General features: G+C 62.5%; 19 protein-coding genes. 7 read left to right on the top strand and 12 right to left on the bottom strand.

Annotated features, from left to right (window positions below; genetic code table 11):
- Nucleotides 1-60: 60 nt before the first annotated feature.
- The 9 genes from ACP15R_RS12770 to ACP15R_RS12810 all read right to left on the bottom strand — a co-directional run bounded on the left by ACP15R_RS12770 (nt 61) and on the right by ACP15R_RS12810 (nt 10,739).
- Nucleotides 61-516, bottom strand: a complete 456-nt coding sequence (locus ACP15R_RS12770; RefSeq protein WP_424986800.1) for a cytochrome c-type biogenesis protein — start codon at nt 514-516, stop codon at nt 61-63.
- Nucleotides 513-2,480, bottom strand: a complete 1,968-nt coding sequence (locus tag ACP15R_RS12775; RefSeq protein WP_424986801.1) for a heme lyase CcmF/NrfE family subunit — start codon at nt 2,478-2,480, stop codon at nt 513-515. The genes ACP15R_RS12770 and ACP15R_RS12775 overlap by 4 nt, the downstream gene beginning before the upstream one ends.
- Nucleotides 2,481-2,555: 75 nt before the next feature.
- Complete coding sequence (locus ACP15R_RS12780; protein ID WP_424986802.1) at nt 2,556-3,134, bottom strand: holin family protein; 579 nt, start codon at nt 3,132-3,134, stop codon at nt 2,556-2,558.
- Nucleotides 3,125-3,736 carry a holin-associated N-acetylmuramidase gene (locus ACP15R_RS12785; protein ID WP_424986803.1) on the bottom strand — a complete coding sequence of 204 codons (612 nt, stop codon included), beginning with the start codon at nt 3,734-3,736 and terminating at the stop codon, nt 3,125-3,127. Before ACP15R_RS12785 ends, ACP15R_RS12780 begins: the two co-directional genes overlap by 10 nt.
- Nucleotides 3,737-3,929: 193 nt before the next feature.
- On the bottom strand, nt 3,930-4,376 hold the full coding sequence (ccmE, locus tag ACP15R_RS12790; RefSeq protein WP_424986804.1) for a cytochrome c maturation protein CcmE: 447 nt from the start codon (nt 4,374-4,376) through the stop codon (nt 3,930-3,932).
- Nucleotides 4,377-4,424: 48 nt separating this feature from the next.
- Nucleotides 4,425-5,453, bottom strand: coding sequence for an N-acetyl-gamma-glutamyl-phosphate reductase (gene argC, locus ACP15R_RS12795; protein WP_424986805.1), 1,029 nt, complete (start codon nt 5,451-5,453; stop codon nt 4,425-4,427).
- Nucleotides 5,454-5,548: 95 nt separating this feature from the next.
- Entirely contained in the window at nt 5,549-6,358 is an 810-nt protein-coding gene (locus tag ACP15R_RS12800) for a glutamate racemase (RefSeq protein ID WP_424986877.1), read from the bottom strand.
- A gap of 5 nt (nt 6,359-6,363) precedes the next feature.
- On the bottom strand, nt 6,364-7,170 hold the full coding sequence (locus ACP15R_RS12805; protein ID WP_424986806.1) for a lysophospholipid acyltransferase family protein: 807 nt from the start codon (nt 7,168-7,170) through the stop codon (nt 6,364-6,366).
- A 146-nt stretch (nt 7,171-7,316) separates the two neighbouring features.
- A complete protein-coding gene (locus tag ACP15R_RS12810; protein WP_424986807.1) occupies nt 7,317-10,739 on the bottom strand; it encodes an indolepyruvate ferredoxin oxidoreductase family protein in 3,423 nt (1,140 codons plus the stop codon).
- Nucleotides 10,740-10,903: 164 nt separating this feature from the next.
- Between ACP15R_RS12810 and ACP15R_RS12815 the strand changes: the two genes are divergently transcribed.
- From ACP15R_RS12815 to grxD, 6 genes are all read left to right on the top strand, one after another.
- Nucleotides 10,904-11,809 (top strand): LysR family transcriptional regulator, encoded by a 906-nt coding sequence (locus ACP15R_RS12815; protein ID WP_424986808.1) that lies wholly within the window; start codon nt 10,904-10,906, stop codon nt 11,807-11,809.
- Nucleotides 11,810-12,110: 301 nt separating this feature from the next.
- A complete protein-coding gene (locus ACP15R_RS12820) occupies nt 12,111-14,399 on the top strand; it encodes a mechanosensitive ion channel domain-containing protein (RefSeq protein ID WP_424986809.1) in 2,289 nt (762 codons plus the stop codon).
- Between the two features lie 194 nt (nt 14,400-14,593).
- Nucleotides 14,594-16,753, top strand: a complete 2,160-nt coding sequence (gene purL, locus ACP15R_RS12825) for a phosphoribosylformylglycinamidine synthase subunit PurL (protein ID WP_424986810.1) — start codon at nt 14,594-14,596, stop codon at nt 16,751-16,753.
- A gap of 3 nt (nt 16,754-16,756) precedes the next feature.
- Nucleotides 16,757-17,788 carry a hypothetical protein gene (locus tag ACP15R_RS12830; protein ID WP_424986811.1) on the top strand — a complete coding sequence of 344 codons (1,032 nt, stop codon included), beginning with the start codon at nt 16,757-16,759 and terminating at the stop codon, nt 17,786-17,788.
- A gap of 119 nt (nt 17,789-17,907) precedes the next feature.
- A complete protein-coding gene (locus tag ACP15R_RS12835; RefSeq protein ID WP_424986812.1) occupies nt 17,908-18,150 on the top strand; it encodes a BolA/IbaG family iron-sulfur metabolism protein in 243 nt (80 codons plus the stop codon).
- A 97-nt stretch (nt 18,151-18,247) separates the two neighbouring features.
- Nucleotides 18,248-18,610 carry a Grx4 family monothiol glutaredoxin gene (gene grxD / locus ACP15R_RS12840; protein WP_424986813.1) on the top strand — a complete coding sequence of 121 codons (363 nt, stop codon included), beginning with the start codon at nt 18,248-18,250 and terminating at the stop codon, nt 18,608-18,610.
- A gap of 90 nt (nt 18,611-18,700) precedes the next feature.
- Here the strand turns inward: grxD and ACP15R_RS12845 are convergent, their stop codons facing one another.
- Genes ACP15R_RS12845 through ACP15R_RS12855 form a run of 3 tightly spaced genes read right to left on the bottom strand, consistent with a single transcriptional unit; the run spans nt 18,701 to nt 19,979 of the window.
- On the bottom strand, nt 18,701-19,054 hold the full coding sequence (locus tag ACP15R_RS12845) for an MliC family protein (protein WP_424986814.1): 354 nt from the start codon (nt 19,052-19,054) through the stop codon (nt 18,701-18,703).
- Nucleotides 19,051-19,446 (bottom strand): cell division protein ZapA, encoded by a 396-nt coding sequence (locus tag ACP15R_RS12850; RefSeq protein WP_424986815.1) that lies wholly within the window; start codon nt 19,444-19,446, stop codon nt 19,051-19,053. The genes ACP15R_RS12845 and ACP15R_RS12850 overlap by 4 nt, the downstream gene beginning before the upstream one ends.
- On the bottom strand, nt 19,446-19,979 hold the full coding sequence (locus ACP15R_RS12855; protein ID WP_424986816.1) for a hypothetical protein: 534 nt from the start codon (nt 19,977-19,979) through the stop codon (nt 19,446-19,448). Before ACP15R_RS12855 ends, ACP15R_RS12850 begins: the two co-directional genes overlap by 1 nt.
- Before the next feature lie 284 nt (nt 19,980-20,263).
- Here ACP15R_RS12855 and tkt point away from each other — a divergent pair, with 284 nt between their 5' ends.
- Complete coding sequence (gene tkt / locus ACP15R_RS12860; RefSeq protein WP_424986817.1) at nt 20,264-22,282, top strand: transketolase; 2,019 nt, start codon at nt 20,264-20,266, stop codon at nt 22,280-22,282.
- Nucleotides 22,283-22,331: the final 49 nt, after the last annotated feature.

Below are 22,331 nucleotides of genomic sequence, written 5' to 3' on the forward strand. Positions count from 1 at the left end.
ATGTGCCTGTTCGGCGGCAGAGTGACGCAAGCGGAGGCGCAAGAAAAGAGGAACGGCGCGTTATTCTTCCAGAATTCGGCGCAACCGTTCCTGCTCTTGCGGGCTCAACTCGGTCTCCTGGCTGCCGGTGGCGGTGGCACGCTTGCGCAGGTACCCGATCCCGATCCCGCCGGCGAGCAGCAGCATCATCGGCCCCGCCGCCCAGAGCAGCCAGTTCGAGCCGCCGGTCGTCGGACGCAGCAGCACGTATTCGCCATAGCGCGCGACGATGAAATCAATCGCCTGGGCATCGCTGTCGCCCGCGACCAGCCGTTCACGCAGCAGCAACCGCAGGTCGCGCGCGAGATCGGCATTGCTTTCGTCGATGCTTTCGTTGCGACAGACAAGACAGCGCAATTCCTTGCTCAGCTCACGCGCCCGGCCTTCCAGCACCGGGTCATCGAGCACTTCGTCCGGCTGCACCGCAAAGACCGCCGATGCGCAGAACAGGAACACGAGGACAAGGCGCATGATCATTCCGCGGGCATCCCCTTGGCAGCGACCCGCCGCGCCCCCGCCGCCACACGAAAGCGCCGGTCCGACAGGCTCAGCGTGCCGCCAAGCGCCATCATCAGGCAACCCGCCCAGATCCAGTTGGTAAAGGGCTTGATATAGGTCCGCATGGTCCAGCCGCCATCCGCCTGCCGGTCGCCGAGCACCACATAGACATCGCGCATGAACCGGTAATCGATCGCCGCCTCGGTCGTGGGCATACGGGCCACCGGGTACTGGCGTTTTTCCGGCCGCAATTCGGCCAGAACCGCGCCGTTTCGCGCCAGCGACACGATGCCGGTGGTGCTCAGATAGTTCGGGCCGGTCGCATCAACCACGTCCTGCAAGGTCAGGACATAGGCGCCGACTTCGAAGGACTCGCCGATGGTGGCCACGCGGATATCCTCTTCCTCCCATGCGGTCAGCCCGGCGATCGCGAACATGGTGATGCCCAGCCCCGCATGGGCCATGGCCTTGCCCCAATCGGCCCTTGGCAGGCGGCGCAGGCGGCCCAGCCGGTCGCCCTTGCGCCCGGTGCGCGACCACAGGTCGACCAGCGCTCCAAACACCATCCATGACCCGAGGAACAGACCCACGGGCCCAAGCGCGCTGCGTCCTGATTGCATCGCCCAGACCAGCACCGCCAGCGCAACCGCCAACAGGAACACCCCCCGCAGCGGGCGCATGGCACGTCCCAATCGTCCGCGTTTCCATGGCAGCATCGCACCCACCGGCAGGATCAGCCCGAGCAGCACCATGAACGGCGTAAAGGCGAGGTTGAAGAACGGCGGGCCGACACTGAGTTTGCGATCAAAGAACATCTCGGCCACCATCGGCCACATGGTGCCGATGAAAACCACGAAACAGGACACCGCCAGGATCACGTTATTCGCCACCAGCGCGCTTTCCCGGCTGACGATCCCGAACACACCCTTGGCCTCGAGCGCCCCTGCCCGCATCGCGAACAAGGTCAGTGCGCCGCCGGTAAAGATCACCAGGATCATCAGGATGAAAACGCCCCGCTCGGGATCGTTTGCAAAGGCATGCACGCTGGTCAGCAGCCCCGAGCGCACGATGAACGTACCGATGAGCGAGAACCCGAAGGCGAGGATCGCCAGAAGGATCGTCCAGCTTTTCAGGCTCTCGCGTTTTTCCACCACGATCGCGGAATGCAGCAGCGCCGCCGCCAGCAGCCAGGGCATGAAAGACGCGTTTTCAACCGGATCCCAGAACCAGAACCCGCCCCAGCCCAGTTCGTAATAGGCCCACCACGACCCGAGCGCGATCCCGATGGTCAGGAAAATCCACGCGGCCAGGGTCCAGGGCCGCACCCAACGGCCCCAGGCCGCATCGACGCGCCCCTCGATCAGCGCCGCGACCGCAAAGGAAAACGCCATGCTCAGGCCGACATAGCCCAGGTAAAGGAACGGCGGATGTATGGCCAGGCCGGGATCCTGCAACAGCGGGTTCAGATCCTGCCCGTCAAAGGGCGGCACCGCAAGGCGCAGGAACGGGTTGGAAGTAAAGAGGATAAAGGCGAAAAACGCCACCGCAATTGCCGCCTGCACGCCAAGAACACGCGCCTTGAGGCTTGGCGGCAACCCCTTGCCGAACCATGACGCCATCGCGCCGAACAGCGTCACGATGAGCACCCAGAGCAGCATCGACCCTTCGTGGTTTCCCCAGGTCCCGCTGATCTTGTAAAGCATCGGTTTCGCCGAATGGCTGTTTTCGACGACGATCTTCAGGCTGAAATCCGAGGTCACAAAGGCCCAGGTCAGCGCGCCAAAGGAAAATGCCGTCAGGATGAATTGTACCGTGGCGGCGGGCTCGGCCATCGCCATCCACCCCGGCCAACGATTATGCGCCCCGACAAGGGGCACAACCATCTGCACGATGGCAACCATAAACGCGAGGATCAGGGCAAAGTGGCCAAGTTCTGTAATCATGCCTACGGGTATAGGCCGCTGCTGGCGGGGGGCCAATGCTTTTTGCCGCCCCGCCGGGATCACATTGTCGCAACCCTATCGACGGCGACGTGCCTTCCAGGCTTCCAGCGCCGGATTGTCTTCGGGGCTGAGTACCGCGATGCTCAGTTTGACATCCGGTCCCGGATCGGCGGCACCCGGGCTGTCTGCCCGCATCCGGTCGAGCCGGTCGATATTCTCCATTACCTGCGGCACCCGCGCCATCGTGGTTGCGACTTCGCGCTGAAACTGCTGTGCCTTCACCTGGTGCCGCGCCCCAAAGTAAAAGGACACGATCACCCCCAAAAGCCACCACAAGGGTTCGGGCACCAGGGCGATCCCCTGCATGCGCGCGGCAAACCAGAGCGGATCGACCATCGCGGTGACAAACAGTCCCAGCGTCCCAAGCGCCAGCGCCGGGCGCGGCAACCTGTTGAGCCCGTCCATGAACCGGTCGAACCAACCGGCGCGCGGCACCGCGAACTCGGCTCCGAATTGCTGCATGGCCTGCCCCTGTACCGAAACCGCCCGCTTGGCACCGGCTTCGGCATTCTCGGTAAACACCTCGGCGGTTTCACGGATCACGTTGCGTCCACCGCCAAACATCAGGCTCAGAAATCCCTGGATCAGCCCCATGCCGCCACCCTCCTCTGGAATTGCGCCGGTGTCATGTGAAACTTCGGAGACAGGAACTCTTCGGCGCGTTTGATCCAGCCTCCCTTGCCGCCCGCCTTTGAGCGGGCGTATTTCCGGCTCGCCACGCGTTTGTCGGCAATGCGGAAATAGTAATTGCGCCGCGCCACGCCATAAGCATCGCGCAGGGCCACCGCATCGGGCATGGCCGCATCCCGTGCCGCGGCCAGCGTCTGCGGTCCGATAGCGCCGTCAACCGACACCTCATAGCCCATGTCCCGCAGCATCCGTTGCAGGATCTTGACGGCGTTGCCGCCCGCGTTCACGTACATGTCAAACAGGCTGGACTGCAACGCCGTTGGCACTTCCGCAATCCGCGGGCGTTCGAAGTAATGCGTGATGAATATGTCCACCGCCTGTGCCCGGCTCAGCGCCTGCACATCGGCAACACCGACAATGCCATCCCCGTTCAGGTCAAGGCCCAGCCTGCGCATGGTATGGATGGTAACACCGTATTTGGTCGCACCGCCCGGATCATCCGGGTCATTCACATAGCCGCCTTCGCGAGCGACGATCTCTTCGGCAATCTGACGAACATTCTGCATGGGAGTCTCCCGAACCAATGCCGGAAAACCTCCACAAGAATGGTTAACGCGCGCCGATCATGGCGCGCGGGCGGTTAAAGCGCTTCCTGTCACATGCTGGTCCGCCAACGTGGCCCGGCCTCCGAAGTCTCACCCCTGCAGGTGCTGCCGGCTGGGTATGGCAAGACCCGAAACACACCGGGTCACACTGCGCTCAGCCTTCGCCCGGCTCCTGGTAGACACCTTGTGCCTTCAACGCGTCCACGACTTCCTTGGGCATATAGGTCTCGTCATGTTTCGCCAATATTTCAGTGGCTTCAAACACTCCGTTCACGTAACTTCCGGTGCCAACCATCCCCTGATTCTCGGCGAAAAGATCCGGCAGAACGCCCGAGAATGACACGGGTACCGAAGCCCCGCCATCGGTCACCGAAAAACGGATCACCTCGCCCTGCCCACGCTCAAGCGTGCCCTCCTCGACCAGCCCACCGATGCGAAACACTTCGTTCGGCGCGGGCGGCTCCTCCAGAACCTGGCTAGGCGCACGAAAGAAATTGATGCCATCGCGCATCCCGTAGCCGATCAGGGCGGTCGCCGCCATCAAGGACACCAGCGTCAAAACGATCACCTGCATACGGCGTTGCTTTTTCAGGTTTCTCATTTCGTGCCCTCCTATGCGCGCTTTCCGCGCCGAATGGTCGCGCGGCGCTCAGGGAAACAGCGGGGCCATCATCAGCCCGGTGGTTTCCTCTTCACCTAACATCAGGTTGGCGTTTTGCAACGCCTGCCCGCTGCTGCCCTTGGTCAGGTTGTCCAGCGCCGCGATCACGATGGACCGGCCCTCGATTCGGTCGGCAGCCACCCCGATATGCACAAAATTCGACCCGCGCACGTGATGTGTGCTGGGCGCTTCGCCAAAGGGCAGCAATTCGACAAAGGGCTCATCCGCATAGGCCGCTTCGAACGTGCGGTAGATCTGCTCTGCGTCGCCCTTGACATAGACGGTCGCCAGGATGCCCCGGTTCGCCGGAACCAGGTGCGGGGTGAACTGTACCTTGACCGGTCGCCCCGCCAACGCGCTGAATTCCTGGTCGAATTCGCCCAGGTGCCGATGTGTGCCGCCAATGGCATAGGCGTTGTAGCCCTCGCTCAGTTCGGCATGCAGCAGGTTTTCCTTGAGGCTCCGCCCCGCACCGGACACGGCGCATTTCAAATCGAGGATGATGTCGTCCAGATCGATCACACCCGACGAAATCAGCGGCCGCAAGGCAAATTGTCCGGTCGCGGCATTGCATCCGGTTCCCGCGACCAACCGCGCGCCGCGTATTTCGTCACGGTAAAACTCGCTCAGCCCATAGACCGCCTCGCCCTGCTGCGCCAGCGCCGCATGGGCATTGCCATACCATTTCCGGTAGTCCTCCGGATCCCGCAGCCGGAAATCCGCCGAGAGATCAACCACCCTGAGTTCCGCGGGAAGGTCGCGGATGACCTCCTGGCTGGTCTTGTGCGGCAGGGCACAGAAACACAGGTCAACGCCGGAAAAATCGATCTCGTCGATCTTGCACAGGGCCGGCAGGGCCATGTGGCGCAGATGGGGAAACACCTCGGCCATCTTCATGCCGGCCTTGCGCTCGCCCGACAGGGCGACGATGTCCATGTTGGGATGCCCGGCAATCAGCCGGATCAGTTCTGCACCGGTATAGCCACTGGCACCTAGGATCGCGATTTTATGGGTCATGTCAGGAATCGTTCTTTGATCATATGTAGGAAGAAGCAGCCCATGTCCGCGTCGACAGGGCTAACGGATGTATCCGGCCCGCGCCTTGATCAGGATCAGGCCGCCGCAAACGTGATCTGTCGTCGCAGGAATTGTGTCGCGCGGTCACTGACGCGGGCGGCATCCCCGGTGGTCAGATACCCCGCCGCGCCGCCACCCAGCATGTCAGGGTGCCGCACAAGGTAATCCGCAAGGCTCTCCGCCACCAGCGCGCCCTGGCTGAACACCTGCACATCGGGGCCAAGCGCATCCTGAAAGGTATCCTGCATCAACGGATAGTGGGTACAGCCCAGAATCGCCGCCTGCGGCTGTGGCATCTTGCGTTTCAGCGCATCTACATGGCTGCGCACCAGCGCCTCGGCCAGGATCATGTCGCCGTCTTCGATCGCGTCCACGACTCCGCCACAGGCCTGTGCCTCGACATCCACGCCGATGGCCCGAAACGCCAGCTCCCGCTGAAAGGCCCGGCTGGCAACGGTTGCCGGCGTGGCGAACAACGCCACATGTTTGACCGCCACCTCGCGCGGGGGCGAGTTGTCGCCCCATTGCCGCTCGGTCAGGGCTTCGATCAGCGGCACGAAAACCCCCAGCACGCGCTTGCCCCTGGGCAGTCCGCCCTCCTGCATCCGGCGCAGCGCGGCGGCGCTGGCGGTGTTGCAGGCGAGAATCACCAGGTCGCACCCGGCGTCCCACAGGCGGTGAACCGCCGTGGTCGTCAGGTTGTACACATCATCCGCATCACGCACCCCGTAGGGCGCGTGCGCACTGTCGCCGAGATACAGGAAATCCACCTCGGGCAGACGCTTTTGCGCCGCCGCGAGAACGGTCAGCCCGCCCAGCCCGGAATCGAAAATACCTACTGCCATTTTGCTCAAGCGCGATGCTTGTCCTCAAACTCACAGCCATAGTCATACGACTTCAATGGCGTTGGAGACAGCTCATACGTGGCTTTTCGCAGAAAATCCATCATCGCTTTCGAGTCTTTGGTCAGCGGCGCAAGAATGTCGCGCCCCAGCGGTTCTCCGATCACCACCTGTACCGGGCGATCCACGCGCTTGTGAAACTCCTTGATCAACAGCCCCATGCGCAGATTTGCATGCAGGTGGCTGGCGATCTGGAACAGCCGGCTGGTATGGCCATCGAAAAACACCGGAACAACCGTGGCGCCCGACTTGGCCACCATCCGCGCGGTAAAGCTGCGCCAGCCCGGATCCATCGGGTAAGAAAACGGTTTGACCCCGGTGCTGACCGTGCCGCCGGGGAAAATCCCGATCGCGCCGCCCTGCCCCAGATAGCCAAGCGCTTCCTTGCGGGTCGCGAGATTCTGGCGCACCGCCTCCCTGGTCTCGTCAAACGAGATCGGCAACACGATACGTTCAAGCTCGTCGGCCTTGCGGAAAATACGATGCGCCAGGATGCGAAAATCCGTGCGGGTGCGCGCCAGGATATGCCCCATCATCAACCCGTCGAGAATGCCGTAAGGATGATTGGCGATCAGGATCAACGGCCCGTCGGCGGGGATATTGGCCAGCGATCCCCCCACCACGTCCAGCGTGAGCCCGTAGCGTTCGATCATCACCGACCAGAAGTCGCGCCCCTGCGCGACCTCCTCTTCATATCCGCGAGCCCGCCTGATCAGCCCGATCCGCCCGGTGCTGTTCTCCATCAGGCGGATCATGGCGCGCCCCCCGCGCGAGGGGGCGGAGTGGGAATAGGAAATGTCGCGCACCAAATGCCGGCGTGATTTCATACGGGCCACCATCGTTGGGCACCCCCAGGTGCCTGTCCTGTCGGGCCGCGTATATCAGTTTTGTAACAGTTTTCCTATTCCGCGGCCTCGGACATTTTCGGCCCGCCGCTGCGGAATGCCGCCAGCAATTCCTCGCGCCGTTTCGCCGCCTTGGCTTCGTTCGCGATCTTGACCGGACCGAACCCACGAATGTCCAGCGGCAACCGCGCCAGCGCCACCGCGACATCCATCGTTTGCGGCGTCACCTTGGACAGGATGTCCGCCATGTCGCTTTCATATTGCCGGATCAGCGCCCGTTCCATTTTGCGTTCTTCGCTATATCCGAACACATCCAGCGGCGTGCCGCGCAGCATCTTGAGCCCGCGCAGCAACCTGAGCGGCGTCTGCATCCACGCGCCGAACTCGCGCTTTTTGGGGCGTCCATCCGAGCCCTTGCCCCCAAGCATCGGCGGGGCCAGGTGGAATGTCATCTTGAAATCGCCGTCAAACTCGGCTGCCGCCTTTTCCTGACTGCTCAGCAAGAGGCGCGCAACCTCGTATTCGTCCTTGTAGGACAACAGCTTGTGATAGCCTTTGGCAACCGCCTCCTTCAGCTCCGAATTCTCGATCCCGTCCAGCATCCTACGATAGCGCATGGCCAGCCGCTTGTTCTGGTACTGTGTCAGGTGATCGGCGCGATAGGCAATCGTTTCATCCAGCGTCTTGGGCAGTTCGATCACCTTGGGCTGCGACAATCCCGCGGCCTCTTCGGGATAAAGCACCGCCCAGCGACCGATTTCGAACGCCCGCAGGTTGCGCTCCACCGCGGCCCCGTTCAGCTGAATGGCACCGGTGATCGCCTCATAGCTCAGCGGGATCAGCCCGCGCTGCCAGGCACCGCCGAACACCATCATGTTGGAAAAGATCGAATCGCCCAGGGTGGCCCGCGCCAGATCCGACGCGTCAAAAAGATCGAGCCGCTCCTTGATCCGCGCCTGCAACGCCAGCTCCAGCCGGTCGAACGGCAATGCAAACTCGGTGTTGCGGGTGAAATCCCCGGTGATGATCTCGTGGCTGTTCACCACGGCCCCGGTCTGTCCGGTCTTGGTCAGGCCCAGCGTCTTGGACCCGGCACTGACCACGAGGTCGCCACCGATCAGCGCATGTGCCTCGCCGGTGGCAACCCGGATGGCGCTGATGTCTTCGGGCTTGTTGGCCAGCCGGCAATGGATGTGAACCGCGCCGCCCTTCTGGGCGAGGCCGGCCATTTCCATCATCCCGGCCCCCTTGCCATCGATCTGGGCCGCCTGCGCCAGCAGCGCCCCGATGGTCACAACCCCGGTCCCCCCGACGCCGGTGATCACCACGTTATGGGTGCCGTCGATTTCGGGCAGGTCCGGTTCCGGCAGGTCCGGCAGGGTCAGTTCGGTGGTGGCCTCTTTCTTGATCTTGGCCCCCTCCAGCGTCACGAACGACGGGCAGAACCCCTTGAGACAAGAGAAATCCTTGTTGCAGCTGGACTGGTCGATCGCCCGCTTGCGGCCCAGCTCGGTCTCGACCGGCACGATCGAAACACAGTTCGACTGGATACCGCAATCGCCACAGCCCTCGCAGATATCGGTATTGATGAACACCCGCTTGTCCGGGTCGGGGAATTGCCCCCGCTTGCGCCGACGGCGTTTTTCCGCGGCGCAGGTCTGGATATAGATGATGGCGCTGACACCCTCGATCTCGCGATATTCGCGCTGCACCGCGTCCATATCGGCCCGTTCGTGCCATTCCAGCCCCTTGGGAAAACCGTCGCGCGCCGGCTCTTCCTTTTCGTCATAGACCACGGCGACCCGTTCGATCCCGATGGCCTTGAGCTCACGCGCGATACGCGGCGCGTCCAGATCGCCCTCGTTGTCCTGGCCGCCGGTCATCGCCACCGCGTCGTTATACAGGATCTTGTAGGTGATGTTGGTCTTGGAGGCATGTGCGGCGCGGATCGCCTGGATGCCGGAGTGGTTATAGGTTCCGTCTCCGAGGTTCTGGAACACGTGCTTGGTCTTGGAAAACGGCGCTTCGCCGATCCAGTTGACCCCCTCGCCGCCCATATGGGTGAACCCGACGGTCGAACGGTCCATCCACTGCGCCATATAGTGACAGCCGATCCCGGCATAAGCCCGGCTGCCATCGGGCAGCTTGGTCGAGCTGTTATGCGGGCAGCCCGAACAGAAATACGGCAGGCGCGCGGCGATCTCTTCGGCGTTGTCATTGCGCCGCGCATCGCTCAGCGTTGCCATGCCGGCGCGAATGCCATCGGTTTCGCGCCCCTCTTCCATCAGGATCTCGCCCAGCTTCTCGGCGATCATGATCGGGTCCAGCGCGCCACGGGTCGGGAACAGCTCCAGGCGGCGTCCGTGCTCCCATGTGTCACCCTTGTGCCAGCCATAGACCCGGCGACCGCCACGGTCGTCAAAGATCGCTTCCTTGACCTGCACCTCGATCAGCTTGCGCTTTTCCTCGACCACCACGATCAATTCAAGGCCGTCGGCCCATTCATGAAAGCTGTCCATGTCGAGCGGAAAGGTCTGGCCGACCTTGTAGGTGGTGATCCCCAGGCGCTCGGCCTCGTTCTCGTCGATATTGAGCAGCGACATCGCATGCACCAGATCGAGCCAGTTCTTACCAGCCGCGACAAAACCGATCTTGGCTCCGGGCTTGCCCCAGACCCGCTTGTCGATGCGGTTGGCACGGGCAAAGGCCTCGGCGGCAAAGCGCTTGTAATCAATGACCCGCGCTTCCTGTGCGGTGGGCGTGTCGACCAGACGGATGTTCAGGCCGCCATCGGGCATGTCGAATTCGGGGGTGACAAGCTTCATACGCTCGGGGTCGCCGTCAACGATCGACGTGACCTCGATGGTGTCCTTCATGGTTTTCAGGCCGACCCAAAGCCCCGAGAACCGCGACAATGCATAGCCATAGATACCGTAGTCGAGAATTTCCTGAACGCCCGCCGGGCTGACCACCGGCATATAGGCATCGACCAGCGCCCATTCGCTCTGGTGCAGCACGGTGCTCGATTCACCCGTGTGATCGTCGCCCATCGCCATCAGCACGCCGCCATGCGGGCTGCTGCCGGCCATGTTGGCATGTTTCATCGGGTCACCGGAACGGTCGATGCCCGGCCCCTTGCCGTACCACAGGCCAAACACGCCGTCATATTTGCCATCGCCGCGCAGTTCCGCCTGTTGGCTGCCCCAGAGTGCGGTCGCCGCGAGATCTTCGTTCAGCCCCAGTTGAAAGGTCACGTCATGTTCGGCCAGCGGTTTCGCCGCACGCTGCATCTGCAGATCGACCGCCCCGAGCGGAGAGCCGCGATAACCGGTCACGAACCCCGCCGTGTTCAGACCCGCCGCCTTGTCACGCGCACTCTGCATCAGCATCAGCCGCACCAGGGCCTGCGTCCCGTTCAGCATGATCGGGCTCTTGCTCAGGTCGTAACGATCGTTCAACGAGATCTTTTGCGTGCTCATGTCGGCCTCCCCGCTATACATGATTGTGCTGGCTATCCCGATAATAGGTCATAATTCCTGACCTGTATAGCCCAAAAAGACGATTGCCGTGACGTTACGACTATTGCATGGAGGGCATACCGGCCTTTCTTATAGGGCAATGCAATGGATCAAAGGCTTCTCGAATGGATTGGGACAAGCTCAGAATTTTTCACGCCGTTGCCGATGCTGGCAGCCTGACACATGCGGGAGACCGGCTGAACCTCTCGCAATCGGCGGTCAGCCGGCAAATCCGCGCGCTTGAAGACAGCCTGGGTGCCACGCTGTTTCACCGCCACGCGCGGGGGCTGATCCTTACGGAACAGGGCGAATTGCTGTTTGATGCCACCAATTCCATGTCCAAACGGCTGGAAACCGCTGCCGCCCGCATCAAGGACAGCGAGGAAGAAGTCTTTGGAGAACTACGGGTCACCACGACATTCGGCTTTGGCCTGCTCTGGCTCGCGCCGCGCCTACCCAAGCTTTACGAACGCTACCCGGAGCTCAAGGTCGACCTGATCCTGGACGAGCGGGTTCTCGATCTGCCCATGCGCGAGGCCGATGTCGCCATCCGCATGAAAGAACCCAGCCAGGCCGACCTGATCCGCAAGCGCCTGATGTCGGTTCAGATGTTGTTGTATGCATCACGCGAATATCTCGACCAGAACGGCACGCCCACCAGCATCGAAGATATCGCCGACCACCGCCTGATCTGCCAGAACACCGACGCCGCGCAGGCCATGGCCGGCGCAACCCTGGTGCAATCTCTGATGACCCACAACCCGCACTCGACGCTGACGATCAACAACTATTTCGGCGTGCTGCAAGGTGTGCTGCACAATGTGGGCATCGGCGTGCTGCCCGACTATGTAACCCACGATTTTCCGCAACTGGTCCGGGTTCTACCCGAGATTGAGTCGGCGGATGTGCCCGTCTTTCTCGCCTATCCCGAGGAATTGCGCCAATCCCAGCGGATCGCGGCGTTTCGGGACTTTGTTCAGGAAGAAATCATCACCTACCGTAAACACCTGAGATCACTGGAAAAAGAGTAAGGCATGCAGAAATCGCATAGCGGCATTGCTCATGGTGCGGCAATATGGGCCTTGATCGAACAGAAATCGACGCCTAGTTGGACGCATGAAGCGATTGATGCCTAAAAGCTCATCACTTCATACCTCCCTGTTGGACTTTGGCCGAGCTTAGTGCTCGGCCTCTTTTTTTCCGCAACCCCGTCCCGTCATGGCAACACTGGCGCGCGGGCGGAACCGCTATTTGCCAATTCTGTTGAAATTTCAGCCAACTCGCGCCAATGAAGTGGATATTGATCGCCATTCTTCAAACGGGAGTTGTATCATGGGTCTTGTTTCGCGCATGTGCGCAATTGTGTTCGCCATCCTTGCATTCCAGACAATGGCAACCGACGCACATAGCCAGGCGCTCGCCTCGGTAGGCGGCACGTCCGGCAGCGAAGAGACCCCGGCGGCGCAACTTCCCGATCCCCTGACACAGGATGCCGTGCGCGAGATGGTCGCGCGGATGTCCGATGACCAGGTGCGCGACATGCTGCTGGACCGGCTCGATGCGGTCGCCGCCGCCGAGGCCGAGGCCAGCGCCCCCGCAAATACCGGTGTGTTTGCACGGCTCAACACGCTCTGGACGGCGTTCTATTCAAACCCGCTGGACGCGATCGTCAAGCTTCCCACGCTGTTCCAGAAACAGGGACAGGCCATATCGAGCTTCATGGCCAATTTCGGCGGTGCCAGCGGCGTGTTCAAGATGCTCGGCCTCACCGCAATTGCCCTGGCCATCGGCTTTGCCGTGGAATTCCTGGCCGAGCGCCTGACCAAACGCTGGCAACGCAGCATCCCGCAATCGGACACCGCGACCCTGTCGGAGTCGGTAAATTTCCTCTTCCGGCGGTTCATGCGCGAAATTTTCGGCCTGATCATCTTCTACTTTACCATCCGCATGGTCGGGCGCGCGCTGCTGGATGCACAACAGCTGAGCTTTGCCGCCCCGCTTGTGACCTACCTGGTCTGGTGGCCCCGGCTTGCCGCGGCTGTGTCGCGCCTGGTTCTCGCACCCCGGCAGCCCAAACTGCGCCTTGTCAGCCTTGACGACACCTGGGCGCGCTACCTGCATCGCCACCTCATCGGCCTGATCCTGCTGTCGGGATTCACCATCTTCGCGGTCAGCTTCAACATCAATGCCGGCCAGCCGCTGGCCGAAACGCGTCTGGGCTTCTGGCTCGATACCGCGGTCTATATCTATATCGTCATCATCGCCTGGACCGCGCGCGACGGTCTGGTCCAGCTGATGCGCGGTTCTGATCCGGACCGCACGGACTATGACGAAATGGTCGCGCGCAACTATCCCTATTACGTGATGGCCGTGGCCGCAGGCATGTGGGTGCTCGTCACCACGATGACCGGGCTTGGAAACATCGCGCTGCTGCTTCAGGGGGCGCATTACACCACGATGTTCTGGCTCATCCTTGCCCCGACGCTCGACATGCTGGTGCGGGGGCTGGTGCGCCACCTGGTGCCGCCGATGATCGGACAGGGCCCGATCGCCGAGAAAGCCTATCGCGCCACCAAGCGCAGCTATATCCGCATCGGTCGGGTGCTGATTGGCGGGCTGGTGCTCGTGCTGGTCGCCAACAGCTGGGATATGGACATCGCCGATTTCACCGCGCAACGCCAAGGCTTTGGCGCGCGGCTGGTCGAATTCCTGATGACGCTGGCGGTCGGTTACGTCGTCTTTGAGGTTGTCTCGCTGTGGATCAACCGCAAACTGGCCAAGGAACAGACCAGCGCCGGACCGGTCAGCGAAGACTCGGCAGGGGGCGAAGGCGGCGGTGCCGGCGGTTCGCGCCTGGCCACGGTGTTGCCGCTGTTGCGGCTGAGCGCGCAGATCGCCATTGCCGTCATCTTCACGCTGCTCGCGGTCGGATCGCTGGGCATCGACATCACCCCGCTGCTGGCCGGGGCCGGCATTCTTGGCCTCGCCATCGGTTTTGGTGCGCAAAAGCTGGTGACCGATATCGTCTCGGGCATCTTCTTCCTGATCGATGACGCCTTTCGCGTCGGGGAATATGTCGATGTCGGCGGCACCATGGGCTCGGTCGAGAAAATCTCGATCCGCTCGATGCAGCTGCGCCATCATCGCGGCAACGTGCACACCATCCCATATGGCAGCGTCGAGAAAGTCACCAATTTCAGCCGCGACTGGGTCATCATGAAACTCATGTTCACCGTGCCCTTCGACACCGACCCCAACAAGGTCAAGAAGATCTTCAAGAAGATCGGGGCCGAGATGATGCAGGACGAACTGTTCAAGGACGATTTCCTCGAGCCGTTCAAGAGCCAGGGCGTGCTGCAATTCGATGATGTCGGCATCGTCATGCGCGGCAAGTTCATGGCCAAGCCCGGCACGCAATTCACCATCCGCAAGGAAATCTACAATCGCGTGCGCAAGGAATTCGCCGAAAACGGCATCGAGTTTGCCCGCCGCGAAGTACGCGTTGCCATTCCGGGGCTGGATCACGACGACGACCTGAGCGACGCCGAGAAACAGGCCATCGCCGCCGGGGCCGGTGGCGTGGTGCAGGCCCAGATCGAGGATCAGAACGCCAAGAAGTGACCCCCGCGCCGGCTGGCGGTGCCATGGCCGACGCGCAAAGCAACGCCGCCCCGTTTCATCGCGGGGCGGCGTTTCACGTGACTGTCCCACCCCGGTATCGGCCCCGCAATCGCGACAAGTTGGGAACAGGGCTTTTCCCCGGACGCGGCTTGCACTAACAACGGCGCAATCACGCCACCCTGGGGAAAGACCGGATGCAAGAGCCTGCCATCACGCCTGAGCTGATCGAAAACCACGGGCTGAAACCCGACGAATACGCCGAGATCCTGCGCATTCTGAACCGCGAGCCCACCTTTACCGAGCTCGGCATCTTTTCGGCCATGTGGAATGAACATTGTTCCTACAAGTCGTCCAAGAAATGGCTGCGCACGCTTCCCACCTCGGGACCGCAGGTGATCTGTGGCCCCGGCGAGAATGCCGGCGTGGTCGATATCGGCGATGGCCAGGCGGTGGTGTTCAAGATGGAAAGCCACAACCACCCGTCCTATATCGAACCCTACCAGGGGGCCGCGACCGGTGTTGGCGGTATCCTGCGCGACGTGTTCACCATGGGCGCGCGCCCGATCGCGGCGATGAACTCGCTGAGCTTTGGCGCAACCGACCACCACAAGACCCGGCAGCTGGTCAATGGCGTGGTCGAAGGCATCGGCGGGTATGGCAATTGTTTCGGCGTTCCGACCGTGGGGGGAGAAGTGCGCTTTCACCCCGCCTATAACGGCAACTGCCTGGTGAATGCCTTTGCCGCCGGTCTCGCCGACAGCGACAAGATTTTCTATTCCGCCGCCAGCGGTGTCGGCCGCCCGGTTGTGTATCTCGGGGCCAAGACCGGCCGTGACGGGGTTGGCGGCGCGACGATGGCCAGCGCCGAGTTCGACGACACCATCGAGGAAAAGCGCCCCACCGTACAGGTCGGCGACCCGTTCACCGAAAAGCGGCTGATGGAGGCCACGCTCGAACTGATGCAGACCGGCGCGGTTGTCTCGATCCAGGACATGGGCGCGGCGGGGCTGACCTGTTCGGCGGTCGAGATGGGCGACAAGGGTGGCCTTGGTGTGCGGCTCAATCTGGACGCGGTGCCACAGCGTGAACCGAACATGACCGCCTATGAAATGATGCTGTCGGAATCGCAGGAACGGATGCTGATGGTGCTGAACCCCGAGCTCGAGGCCGAGGCCCGCGCCGTGTTCGAAAAGTGGGATCTCGATTTTGCCATCGTCGGTGAAACCATCGCCGAAGACCGGTTCATCATCGAACATCAGGGCAAGGTCATGGCCGATCTGCCGCTTGCGACGCTGTCGGGCTCTGCGCCGGAATATGATCGCCCCTGGGTTCCGACCCCCGCCGCCGAGTCCCTTGCCGATGTGCCCGGCATCGATCCGATCGACGGGTTGCGGGCGCTGATCTCTTCGCCCAACTATGCAGCCAAGCAATGGGTCTATGAACAATATGACACCATGGTCATGGCCGACACCGCCCGGACTCCCGGGCTGGGTTCCGGCATCGTGCGTGTGCATGGCAGCGACAAGGCGCTGGCCTTTACCAGCGACGTGACCCCGCGCTATGTGCGCGCCAACCCGGAAGAAGGCGGCAAACAGGCGGTTGCCGAGGCCTGGCGCAACCTGTGCGCGGTGGGTGCGCGCCCGCTCGCCACCACCGACAACCTGAATTTCGGCAACCCGGAAAAGCCCGAGATCATGGGCCAGTTCGTCGGCGCGCTCAAGGGCATCGGGGCGGCCTGTTTGGCGCTCGACATGCCGATCGTGTCAGGCAACGTGTCGCTCTATAACGAAACTGATGGTGCCGCGATCCTGCCCACCCCGACGATCGGGGCTGTCGGGCTGCTCGACCATACCGACGACATCATCGGCTGCGACGTGCGCGATGGGCATGTGGCGATCCTGATCGGGGAAACCGCCGGGCATCTGGGCCAGTCCGCCCTGCTCGCCGAAGTTTTCAACCGCGAGGAAGGGGACGCACCGGCGGTCGATCTGGAGGCGGAGAAACGCAACGGCGAATTCATCCGCGACAATCGCGAACTGGTCACCGCCTGTACCGATCTCTCGGATGGCGGGCTGGCGCTTGCGGCCTTTGAGCTCGCCGAACGCGCTTGTGTCGGTGTACAGCTTGACGACGCCTCGACCCAGTTCCTGTTTGGCGAGGATCAGGCGCGCTATCTCGTGGCCTGCAACTTCGACCAGGCCGAGGCGCTGATGATCGCCGCCGGGCAGGCCGGCGTCACCGTGGCATCCGTGGGCCGGTTTACCGGCGATACGGTGCAGATCGGGGCGGCATCCGCACCGCTGTCCGAGCTGGCACAAACCTATCGCAGCGCGTTTCACGACGCGCTCAGCTAAGGGATGACGCAGCAGCTTTACCTGCATATCGGCGATTGCAAGACCGGATCGACCACCTTGCAGACCATGTTGGCGGGGTCCGGTCTTGTGACGCCGGGCACCCGCCTGTTGATGCCGCGCCCGATGCAGCACGGGATGCTGGCCCGCTCGCTGACCACGCACAAGCATCTGCGGGACAAACGCTGGGGCAATATCGGGCGCACCCTTGCCGCGACCGACTGGGACGTGGCGGTGATCTCGACCGAGCTGTTCGAATTTTCTGCCCCCGACCGGGTCGCCGATGTGCTGCGCCAGCACATTCCCGACCATGCCGACAGCCTGCGCGTCGTCGCCTATGTGCGCCCCCATGCCGGGCGTTTCCTGTCGCAGTTTGCCGAGAACCTCAAGAACGGCCACACGATTGGCGACATGCAGGACTTTGCCTCCCGAATGGATCGCCTCGGGCGGCTCGACTATGTCTCGCGGCTGCAACGCTGGCGCGACGCGTTTGGCGACCGGCTGATCGTGCGCCCGTTCACCCGCAACCGTCTGGCCGGTGGCGATGTGCGGCACGACTTCCTGCGGCTGATCCTGGGCGATGGCGCTTACGAGCTTGGCGACACCACCGATGCCAACCCGTCTCTGTCCCTTGCCGATCTCGCCCTGATGCGCCTGCTGCAACGCCGCTTTGCCGAGCAGTTGGGCCCGGAACACCCCTCGGCCATTCCGTTCGGCAAACAATTCGGTCGGCTGCTGCACGCCGCACCGTCACAACGCCCGTTCGAAAAGCTCCGCCTGTCCCGCGCGCTCTGTGACTGGTTCCAGGCCCGCTATCGCGACGACGCCGAACAGATGGACGCCCGTTGGATCGGCGACCCCTGTTTCCTGCCAGCACTTCTGGCCGCCGGCGACGAGACCGTGGCCGACCCGCAGAGCCTGGAGGCAGAAGACCATTTTGCCCCCGAAACCCTGCGATTGATGACCTGTTGGGCCGAATTGATCCTGCGACAGATGCAGGACGATCCGGCAGGGTTTGCCAAGCGCCTGCGCCCCTAGCCCTTCGCCTTCCCATGGCGGCACCGGGCCATTGCGAACCGGTTGTGACCACGCAATCCCTTGCGCCCTGAGCGGCATCACCCTAAATCTAGACCGAACCAGCAGGAGCGACGCACCACATGGCAATGCAGGCCCATGAAATCGAAGAACTGATCCGCGCAAGCTTTCCCGATGCCAAGATCTCGATCACCGACCTGGCGGGTGACGGCAATCATTATGCCGCCGAAGTCATTGACGAGAGTTTTCGCGGCCAGAACCGGGTGCAGCAGCAACGCGCGGTCTATGCGGCCCTCAAGGGCAAGATGGACGGCTCAAGCGGGGAATTGCACGCGCTGGCATTGACCACCAAGGTCCCGGCGTAACCGAACGAACCGATTGCGACAGATCACCGATCTGCCGAACCACGGACAACCGAAATGCGCGCCCCTACGGGGCATGGCGCGAGACAAGGATAGCGAAATGAGCGACATCGCAACCCAAATCAAGGATACCGTCACCAGCAACGACGTAGTGCTCTTTATGAAAGGCACCAAGGAAATGCCGCAATGCGGGTTTTCCTCGCGCGTGGCGGGGGTGCTGAACTACATGGGCGTGCAATATGCCGATGTGAACGTGCTGGCGGATGAATCCATGCGCCAGGGGATCAAGGATTTCTCCGACTGGCCCACCGTGCCCCAGCTATACGTCAAGGGCGAATTTGTCGGCGGTTGTGACATCGTCACCGAGATGACCCTGTCCGGCGAGCTCGACACGCTGTTCCAGGACAAGGGCGTGACCTTTGACAAGGACGCGGCGGACAAGATCCGCGAAGCCAACGGCTGATTCCGGGGATCACGACAGAACGCCATCACCGCCCCGTTTCGGGGCGGTTTTGTTTTTCGGGCACCTGAAATTGTGCGGGTGGTCCGTCGCCTATGGTGTGATCGTCACGCAACCGCGCAAAACCGGAATTTCCTCGGCGGTGTGATCCGCGGCCATGTGCATGACAAAACCCTCGTCCCCCTTGGTATAGAGCCGGTAGCTGTCCTGCTCATCAAAAGCGACATAACGCACCCCGGACGCTGCGGGCAGCGCACGCATGGCAACCTGCTTGCCCTCGACATGCATGACCGCTAGCCCCGCCCCGTCCGGCGGATTGACAAAAGTAACCGGCAACAGGACGCCGCGTTCGCATTGATAGGTTCGGCTCGACACCTCGGGGCCATCTTGCGCCGTCGAGGCCAGCGGTGCGCAGAGCAGCGTCGCAAAAGCCAGATACGCTCTCATTTGCGCGCCTTTTCCTCGATTTCGCTTGCCAATGCCTCGGCCCGCGCGGCGAGTTCGGCCAGCGTGTCGGTCACCGCCTGCGGCACCACCGGAACTTCGACGCGCTCCGGTGCGGGTTTGGGCGCATCGCGCAAATGCTCAAGTTCGGCCTGCCGTTCGGCCAGGGCGGTTTCAAGCTGTTTCACCCGGTCTTCCGATGCCGCCGTCTTGTCCGCCAGCATCAGCCCCGCCATCAACAGCATCCGCGCCTCGGGCATCCGGCCGACCTGGTCGGCAAGAACCTGCGCCTCTTCGTCCAGCATCCCGGCGGCGGAGTGCAGAAAGCTTTCTTCGCCATCCTGGCAGGCAACGTTAAAGGGGCGGCCCCCGATGTGAATGGTAACTTCGGGCATTACACGTCCTCCGCAGGCGCCACGCCATTTGCTTCGCTCAACAGCGGTTTCAGCTTGGCCAGAACCACGCCGACCTCGGCCACCTCGGCCGCGCGCGCGGCGCGCAACGCCTCAAGCTCGGCCAGCATCGCCTTGTTGATCAGCCGCGGCTTGCCGACACCGTTTTCATTGGCCGTGCGCAGCGCCGCATTGCTGTTGCGCAATTGCTCGTTGGCTTCGCGCAGCCGCTGCAAATCCATGTCCAATTGCCCCATGGCCTGGTCATACTGGGCGATCTGGTCCTTCAACGCATCGATCTCGGCAGAACGGTCCAGATCGGCCCTGAGCGCGGCAACCTGGTCATCATGTTCCGCACGCAACGCCCGCAACCGGTCTTCCAGATGCGCGCTGGCGCGCCGTTCCTCTTCCAACGCGGCCGCAAGGTCCGGACCCGGAGCCGCATCGCTTGTCTGTCCCGCGATCTCGCTGACCCCGGCGTCGATCCGCGCCATCGCCAGAGTGATGCGGCTTTGCAATTCTTCGATCTGACTCATGACCCTCACCTTTCGTACGCTATTTCCGCACTCGTACGTTTTGTCCCTTGATCCTGTCCCGCGCCGCGAACCGTGCACCGGGCGAATCGAACCTGTTCCCCAATTCTTAGCAGCCAACCCGAGGGCAAGGCAATTTTCCTGACCTTTGCTTTCAAAGGCTTGCCCCCACGCATTGAAGCGCGGGCAATACCGCGCCGGTCAAGCGCTTGATCTTTGGGACGCGGCTGCTATTGAGCAGTCGAAGTTACCGCGAACACGATACTGACAGCCAAAGGAGCCGCCACGTGGATCTTACCGAATTGCGCAACGCCAACCCGGACCACTGGTCAAAAGCAACCGCCATCCGCGCCCTGACGCTCGATGCCGTCCACGCGGCGAATTCAGGACATTCCGGCATGCCGATGGGCATGGCCGATGTTGCAACCGTCCTGTTTGAAAAACATCTCAAATTCGATGCCACGGCGCCGGACTGGGCCGATCGCGACCGGTTCATCCTGTCTGCCGGTCACGGCTCGATGCTGCTCTATTCGCTGCTCTACCTAACTGGATCGAGCGAAATCACGCTGGATGAGATCAAGAACTTCCGCCAATGGGGCGCCAAGACCGCCGGCCACCCCGAGAATTTCCTGGCCAAGGGGATCGAAACCACCACCGGGCCGCTGGGTCAGGGCATCGCCAATTCCGTGGGCTTTGCCATCGCAGAAGAGGCGCAACGCGCGCGTTTCGGCAAGAAAGTGGTCGATCACCACACCTATGTCATTGCCGGTGATGGCTGTCTCATGGAGGGCATCAGCCACGAGGCCATCGGCCTTGCCGGGCGTCTGCAACTGGGCAAGCTGATCGTGCTCTGGGACAACAACAACATCACCATCGACGGCACGGTGGAACTCTCTGACAACACCAACCAGGTTGCGCGCTTCAAGGCGGCAGGCTGGCAGGTGATCGAGATTGACGGCCACGACCCCGCCGCCATCGACGAGGCCCTGACCGCGGCCAGGAAATCGCGCAAGCCGTCGATGATTGCCTGCAAGACCCATATCGCCCTGGGCCACGCAGCGCAGGACACGTCCAAGGGGCACGGCGCGCTGACCGACGCGGATCAGCTGAACGCCGCCAAGCAGGCCTATGGCTGGACCACCGGACCGTTTGTGGTGCCCGATGATGTCAAATCCGCATGGGAAGCCATCGGAAGCCGTGGCGCAGCCGAACGCGCGGCCTGGGAAACCCGTCTGGCAGAGCTCTCCGAACGCCGCCGTGATGAATTCACCCGCGCCTATGCCTTTGAAGCGCCCAAGCGCCTGTCGGCCACGATCCGCGCGCTCAAGAAACAGGCCAGCGAGGCCGCGCAAAAGGTCGCCACCCGCAAATCCAGCGAGATGGTGCTCGAAGTGGTGAACCCGGTGATGAAGGAAACCATCGGCGGCTCGGCCGACCTGACCGGTTCGAACAACACCAAGACCGGTGATCTGGGCGTGTTCTCGCCCGAGGATCGCAAAGGGCGCTATATCTATTACGGTATCCGCGAACACGGCATGGCGGCGGCGATGAACGGTATGGCGCTGCATGGCGGCATCCGCCCCTATGGCGGTACCTTCATGTGCTTTACCGACTATGCCCGCCCGTCGATGCGCCTGGCCGCGCTGATGAAAATCCCCAGCGTGTTCGTCATGACCCATGACAGCATCGGGCTGGGCGAAGACGGTCCGACCCACCAGCCGGTCGAACATCTTGCCATCAGCCGCGCCACCCCGAACACCTATGTGTTCCGCCCCGCCGACACGGTCGAAACCGCCGAGGCATGGGAAATTGCCCTGACCAGCAAGAACACGCCTTCGGTTCTCTCGCTGACCCGCCAGGGCCTGCCCACCGTGCGCACCGAACACAAGCAAAAGAACCTCTCGGCACAGGGCGCCTATGTTCTGGCCGAGGCCGAAGGCAAGCGCCAGGTGATCCTGATCGCCACCGGCTCGGAAGTCTCGGTAGCCATGAAGGCGCGTGACATGCTGCAAGCCGAGGGCATCGGTACGCGGGTGGTGTCGATGCCCTGCATGGAACTCTTTGCGGACCAGGACGAAGCCTATCGCAAGCGCGTGCTGCCTGCCGGACCGGTACGGGTCGGCATCGAAGCCGCGGTGCGCCAGGGCTGGGATCGCTGGTTGCTGGGCGAGCGTGGCCGCGAGACCAAGGCCGGTTTCATCGGCATGGACAGCTTTGGCGCGTCTGCCCCGGCCGAAGAGCTGTTCGAGAAATTCGGCATCACCGCCGAGGCCACCGTTGCCAAGGTCAAGGACCTTCTGGGCTGACCTCCGCCCGGCGTTGGTAAACGCGATGGCCGCTCTCGAAAACGGGAGC

This window comes from Microbulbifer sp. S227A (assembly GCF_049800935.1).